Origin of the sequence: Streptosporangium sp. NPDC000563 (genome assembly GCF_040299985.1) — a bacterium.
GTDB lineage: Bacteria > Actinomycetota > Actinomycetes > Streptosporangiales > Streptosporangiaceae > Streptosporangium.
The window spans coordinates 1-6,767 of record NZ_JBEPDA010000060.1 but is presented as its reverse complement, the minus strand read 5'-3'; the positions used below and the strand labels follow the sequence as shown (position 1 = coordinate 6,767).

The 6,767-nt window shown below is 67.5% G+C and carries 2 protein-coding genes; both read right to left on the bottom strand.

Translation table 11 applies throughout. The features are described from left to right. Positions 1-271: 271 nt before the first annotated feature. On the bottom strand, positions 272-2,311 hold the full coding sequence (locus ABT352_RS40575; RefSeq protein WP_350950415.1) for a ThuA domain-containing protein: 2,040 nt from the start codon (positions 2,309-2,311) through the stop codon (positions 272-274). Between the two features lie 37 nt (positions 2,312-2,348). Next, the gene (locus tag ABT352_RS40570) at positions 2,349-6,206 is read right to left on the bottom strand and encodes a ThuA domain-containing protein (RefSeq protein ID WP_350950413.1); all 3,858 of its coding nucleotides are present in this window, start codon (positions 6,204-6,206) and stop codon (positions 2,349-2,351) included. Between the last annotated feature and the right edge of the window lie 561 nt (positions 6,207-6,767).

The window sequence follows — 6,767 nt, the reverse complement described above, 5'->3', positions numbered from 1 at the left end:
CGAGATCTTCCCGGCGGCGTTCCGCCTCTCATGGCCCCACGGCGCCGCGCGATCACCGCTTCGTCGTCCATCGTGACGTGAGGTCCTTTCTTGCGTTTTCAGGAACCTGTTGACATCGGTCGCAACGCTGCTGAATGGTGACGACCGCTCGGATCGTATAGGAAAGATGACGGATGCTAGTCATCCTGCACCATCGCGGAACCGCCCGCCAGCGCCCTCCAGCGTCAGCGCGGTGGGAGCGGCGATTCACCGCCCCCACCGCGTGAAGGGGTCAGCGCCGGTTGAGGTTCTGCATCCACTCCCGCAGCTCGCGCGCCTGCCGCGCGAGCTCGGAACGCGCCGCAGCGTCGCCGGAGGCCTTGTTGTTCGCCAGGGCGACGATCGAGTTCAGCGCCGGGATGGCGGTGGTGTAGTTGTTTGCCAGGTAGCTGTCCCGCGCGATGTCCAGGGCGGCATCGGCGGCGTCCGCGGCGGACTCGGTCAGCAGCCCGGCCGCTCGGTCAGCCTCGATCAGCAGGCTGGTCTCGCGGTAGGACGAGCAGTTGGCGCCCTTGCGGTCGGCGGTCGTCTCGATCCCTCCGAGGATGATGCGCATGAACGAGTCGTCGTAGTAATGCGTCCGGAAGTGGCCGAGGATGTTCGAGAACGCCTTGCCGCCGCCCCAGTTCTGGCACCACGCGATCGGGTGGTCGCCGTTCATCAGCCGCAGCGGGTTGGTGGCCGCGTTGCCGCTGTTGAGGCTGCGCTGGTAGCTGTCCTCGTTGAGGCTCAGCAGCGTGTGCACGTCGGCTCGCATGTTGCGGTCGAAGTTGTAGAGCTCGTCGACTGTCATCCACCGGGCAGGGAGATGCGCGGTCGCCGGGTGCGTGTGGTCCTCGGTCACCACCTCGGCGTGGATGCAGCTGCCGCACTGGCCGAACCCGTTCTGGCCGTTCGGGTGGTTGGTGAAGAACCCGCCGACGAGGTTGCCGTACCACGGCCAGGTGCGGGTCTCGAACGAGTCGGCGGCGCCGTGGATGCCGACATAGCCGCCGCCCTGGTTCATGTAGGCCTCGAAGTTCGGCTGCTCGGTGCTCGAATTGAGCGGGCCCGGGTGCCCGACGTTGGACTCGAAGACGATCGTGTCGTACTTCTTGAGCGTGTCGAGGCTCAGGAACGGGCTCGTGGGCAGCGTGACGGTCGGGAGTTGCGGGTCGTAGACGTCGACGTTGAAGTTGCGCTCGATGCCGAGCTTCTGGATCGCGGCCACGGTGTGCGGGATGTGGTCGTGCCGGAAGCCCGTCGTCTTGGAGAAGACCAGGACGTTGTAGTCGGCGTCCGGGTTGTGCGGGAGCGGGGCGAGCACCGGGTCCGGGATGAACTTCGGGCCCTCCGCGGGCTCAGACTCGAGGCCCGTCGCGGGCTCCGGCGCGAGCCGGTCCTTGAGCTGGTCGATCAGGTAACGCGCATCGCCTACGAGTGTGCTGCGGGCCGAGCCGGGCTTGATCCCGCCGTTGGCGATCGAGACGAACTCGTTCAGGACCTGGCTCGCCTGCTTGGCCGAACCGGCGTCGGCGAGCGCCTTCGCCTGGTCGAGCTTGGCTTGGAGCGCCGCGCCGACCTCCGCCGGGACGCTGCCGGCGGTCACGAACCGGGTGATCAGCGTGCCGACGTCCGCGAACGATGTCGTCACGATGAACGTCTGCGTGTACTTCGCGCTGTTGGAAGCAGCGTCAGAGAGGTGCACCGCGAGCGTGTGCACGCCGAGCGACAGGTCGGAGGTCTGCACCGGCAACGGCGGGACCAGCTTGCCGTCGAGGTACATGTTCAGCACAGCCACTCCGCCCGAGCCGGGGGCGGGGTCCGTGCGCGTCGGGATGAGTGTGGCGACGTGACCGACGTGACCGTCGGTGATCGCCGGGTAGGATGCGGCCGGCGCGCGCGTGTCGATCCGGACCGAGATCGAGCGGAACGCCGCGACGTTTCCGGACGTGTCGACCGCGCGGTACCGGACGCTGGTGTTGCCCTCCTGCGTGATCACCGCCGACGCCGTGGCCGACGCCGGCGCCCCCTCGACGGGCACGTCGATGTAGGCGGCGCCGCCGTTGAGCGAGTACTGGAACTTTGCGATGCCGACGTCGTCGGTCGCCGACATGTTCAGCGTCACCGAGCCGCGGTACCAGTTGTTCTGGCCGGTCGGCGCGGAAGGCGACAGCGTCGCCACGTTGATCGTCGGCGGTGTCGTTTCATCTGCCCACGACGGTGCCGCGGGGATGAGTGCGGCCGCCGTCACGCAGGCGGCCACTGCCAATGTGCGAAATCTTCTCCGCATGAGTGTCTTCTCTCTTGCCGTTGTACGGGCGGGTTCGCTAGGTGCCGATGCCCGTGCCGACGAACTCGGCCCAGTTGAGGTTGAACAGGTTGCCGCCCGTGGCACCACCCGTGACCGAGCGGAACACCAGGAACAGCTCATGCGTCCCGGACATCGAGACCGGGAACGTCTGGCTCGTCCAGGTTCCCGTCCCGCCGGTGGACACGAGGTTGGCCGTCGTCAGGATCGGCCCGGTGATCGAGCCCTGACGGACCTCGATTGCCGCCAGCGGCGACCCGGGCGTGCGGCCGGTCGCCGCGTCCGCCACGCGGAACGTGATCGAATCGATGTTGGTCAGGTTGAATGGGCCGTTGAGCTGGAGCCAGTCGCCCGAGCCCAGGCTGCCGCGGTGCACGCCGGCGCCGCCGTCGGTGTTGGTCGCCGTGTTGGTGCCGGACTGGTTGACGACGAACTCCACCTCCTGGTGCTTCTGGCGGATCTGGTGCTGGCCGGTCGTGGTCAGCTGTGGGACGCCGCCCGGAGCGCCGTGGTCGGTGTAGCGCGCCTGGATCACTCCGGAGACGTTGCCGCCGTGTGAGACGTCGTCGGCGATCGTGTGGAGCACGCCCGAGCAGCCGTTGACGGACTCCTCTGCGTGGCCGTGCTCGTCGTGGGCGAGCACGAACGTCACCTGCACCTCGGAGCAATTCACCGTCCCGTCCTCGGGGTCGGTGACCGTGACCGAGAACGGGATGTCGTCGCCGAACGCGAACGTCCCGCCATCCACCGGCGTATTGACGACCACCGTCGGGCTCGTGTTGCCCACGGTGATCACGGTGCTGGTCGAGGTTTGCTTGCCGGACGAGTCGAGCACGGTCAGCACGGCCGTGTAGCGGCCGGACTTCGTGTAGGTGTGTGCCGGGTTCGGGTCGGTCTCGATCGCCGAGCCGTCGCCGAAGTTCCACTCGTAGCGGATCGAGTCGCCGGGATCCTCATCCAGCGAGCCGACGCTGGAGAAGTTCACGGTCAGCGGCGTTGAGCCATCGGTGCGGTCCGTGGTGAGCACGGCCTTCGGCGCGCGCTTGCCCTTGACGTACTCCCACTTGTACATGCCCGCGTCGGGGCTGATGACGTTGAACCCGTTGCCGTAGGTCAGCAGGTAGAACGCGCCGTCAGAACCGAACTGCAAGTCCATCGGGTTGTCGCACTCGAACCGGAACCTGCCTGCCCCGGCGTTCGCACGGCTGCCGCAATCCAGGAAGTTGTTGATCTTCTGGACATGGTTGTTCTGCTTGTCGAGCTTGACCTCGCGCAGCGTGTCCTGCGTCCACTCGCTGATGATCACCGAGTCGTCGTAGTACGGCGGGAACTTGTTAGGGTTCGGGTTCTTCGCGTCGTAGTGGTACTTCGTGACCCCGTGCGGACCGACGCCGCCGGTGTAGAGCTCGGGGAACAGCCGCGGGCATTCGGTCGTCGAGCCGGGCGCGATCGGGCCCGGGGTCGGCGCGTAGTAGGCCTCGCACGGGGTGCCGAGCGGCGTGTTCGTGTTGTTGTCGCGGTAGGAGTACCAGATGTCCGGGTCGGTGACCGGCGGTACGTCCCTCAGGCCCGGCTCGACCGTCGAACCGCCCTCGATGTTCCACAGCGAGTCGTTGCGCTGCGTCGGCCCGTCGCAGTCGAACTTCTGAGGCGGGTTGTTCAGCGGCGTACCCGCGGTGGTGGTGCCGGGCGCGAACTCGTGGAAGTTCCACTCGTAGTACGCGAGGTCGCGCTTGTAGCACGTCGGCCAGCCGTAGTTGGACGGCTTGCGCACGATCTGGTAGCGGCCGGTGCCCGACGGGCCGCGCGAGCGCTGCGGTGTCTGGGCGTCGGGCGAGTAGTCGCCGATGTAGGCCACGTCGTTCTCGTCGACCTGGATCCGGAACGGGTTGCGGAGACCCATCGCGTAGACCTCCGGCCGCGTCTTGTCCTGCGGCGCGCCCGCGACCAGCGGGAACAGGTTGCCCGACGGGATCGAGTAGGCGCCCGCGCCGGAGCCGAGGTTGACCTTGTTGGCGTCGGCGGCGGAGATGTTGCCGTCCTTGACCTTGATCCGCAGCACCTTGCCGCGCAGGTCGTTGGTGTTCAGCGCGCTGCGGCGCGCGTCACCGGTGAGCCGCTGATACCAGCCGCCCGCCTGCGCCGTGCTGGTGGCGATCGCCGGCGTGGCGGTGCCGGTCAGGCCGGCGCCGTCGGCGGTGATCTGCGGCTGATCCGACTGCTGCTTGCCGCGGCGGAAGAACACGTTGACGTTCGACGTGTTGACCGGGCCGCCGCTGGTCTGGATCTCATCCGCCTCGATGTTCGAGAGCGCCTCGAGCGCCGCGTCGATCGCATTGCGATCCGCGTTCCACGCGATCGGCTCCGTCGTCTGGCCCTCGAAGGTCAGCGTGAACGTGCCGCCCGTCGCGTTGGTGACGCGCACGGTCTGCTGCTCGTCGGTCTTCTGCGAGTTGTACGGCCCGTAGCCGCCGGCGTTGATGCCGCCCGCGGGCGTGTCGTCGCCGGTGACCATCCAGAGGTTGCCGTGCTTGTCGAAGTCGATGTCGCCCCCGACGTGGCAGCACTCCTGGCGGTTGACCGGCACGCGCATGATCTGCTGCTCGGAGTCCATGTCGAGGTGCGCCGGCGTGCTGTCGGTGGCGTCGACGAACTTGAAGCGGCTGAGCTGGAAATAGCCCACGTACGGATCCCACGCGGTCTTGGACGCCGCCACGTTCGGCGGGGTGGTGTTCGGCGTGATCTGGGTGACGACCGATCCGTCGCTCAGCTTGACGTCGGTGACCTCTTTCCCCGAGTAGTAGAGGTAGACCCACTTGTTGGTCGCGAAGTCGGCGTCGACCGCCGGGCCATAGAGCCCGTCCTCGCCCGCGGAGTAGATCTGCTGTGTCATCGGCAGGCTCGGATCGGCGAAGTTGGCGACGACCGTGGTGACGCCCGTGGTCGGGTCGTGCATGCGCAGCGAGCCGAGGCGGTCCGTCTGCAGAACGCGGCCGTCCGGCAGCTGGTCGAAGCCGATCGGCTCCTGCAGGTTCGGCGGCGAGCCGATCTTCGTCTGCTGGTAGTTGGCCAGCACGGTCGCGCCGCAATCGCTGTAGACCGGGTCGGCCTGGCCCGCAGCCCAGCCGATCGCACCCTTGAGGTGCTTGGTGAGGCCGGCGTCGAAGCTCGCGGCCGTGTTGCCCAGGCCGGTGTAGAACGAGCGGCCGCCCTGGAAGTCCTTACACCACGAGACCGGGTGATCGGCGCCCATCGTGCCCCCGGCGATCCCGTCGAGGTCGGCGCCCTGCGGCTGCGGCCCGAACGGGTCCTCGACGACGGTGGCCAGGACGTGCGACAGACCGCGGACGTTCTTCGTGAAGTTGTACCAGTTGTCGGTCCGTGACCAGAACTGCGGCAGATCCTTGCTCGCGTCGTGGACGCGGTCGGCGACCTTCACGTCACCCGCCTGCACGTCGGTCCTGCCGGACGCACGCGTCCCCAGGACGTCAGTCAGGAACGACCAGGACTCGTCGGTCTCGACCGCCGAGCCGACGCCGACGAAGCCGCCGCCCTTGCGGAAGTAGCCCTCGAAGTTCGCGCGTTGCGCGTCCGTGAGCGGGCTCGCAAGACCCGTGTCCAAGAACACGACCGCGCGGTACTGCTGCAGCTTCTTCTCCGTGAAATGGTCGCCCACGTCAGCGGGCCCGGGCGCCACGACCGTGAAATCACCGGTTTTGGCCGCATTCCGGATCGCGGCCAGGCCGGCCGACGACACCGCGTTCTGGGTGCTGCGCACCACGAGCACCTTGAAAGCGGGCTTGGCCGCCGTGGCGGCCTCGGCGCTCACCGGCATCGTGAGGAGCGTGATGAAAGGGGCGATGAGGGCTAAGGCCATCGTGGTTGCGGTGCGACGTCTCGGACGTTGTGCATTTTCTGGCAGGACTGCGTCGAGCAGCCTGGCCCACGTTCGATGACGTGGTGACATGAGAAACCCTTCCTGACCGGGGGGATGTCAGGCAAGGCGCGCGCCGCCGCGCTTATGCCACTTGGCGGTAGCGGATATTGCGGTTGCTGGAGGGTGCCGTCTCCAGGTCTGTGGGGCCGTCAGTAAGGTGCCGGCCTGGGTAAATCCATGATCGTGGTCGGGTCGTCGATGATGTGGTTGATCACCATGCTCGCCGCGCCACGGGAGTCGGCGCCGAAGCCGAGCGTGGAGGCGACGAATCGGCACGGGCGGCTGGAGCGGCTACCACGAGCCGTTGCAGCCGGTCTTGTGCGTGTGGCAGCAGCCACTGGGCCGGCAAGGCGAATTAGCCTCCGATGACGATCACTCGCGGGTTGAACAGGTTGGCCGGGATCGAGTCACCGAGACCGGCCAGGTGTGCTCATGCGGACGCGGAGTTGATGGACTTGGAGAAGACGTCCATCATCGCCCGGCCGAACTGCGGCATGTCGG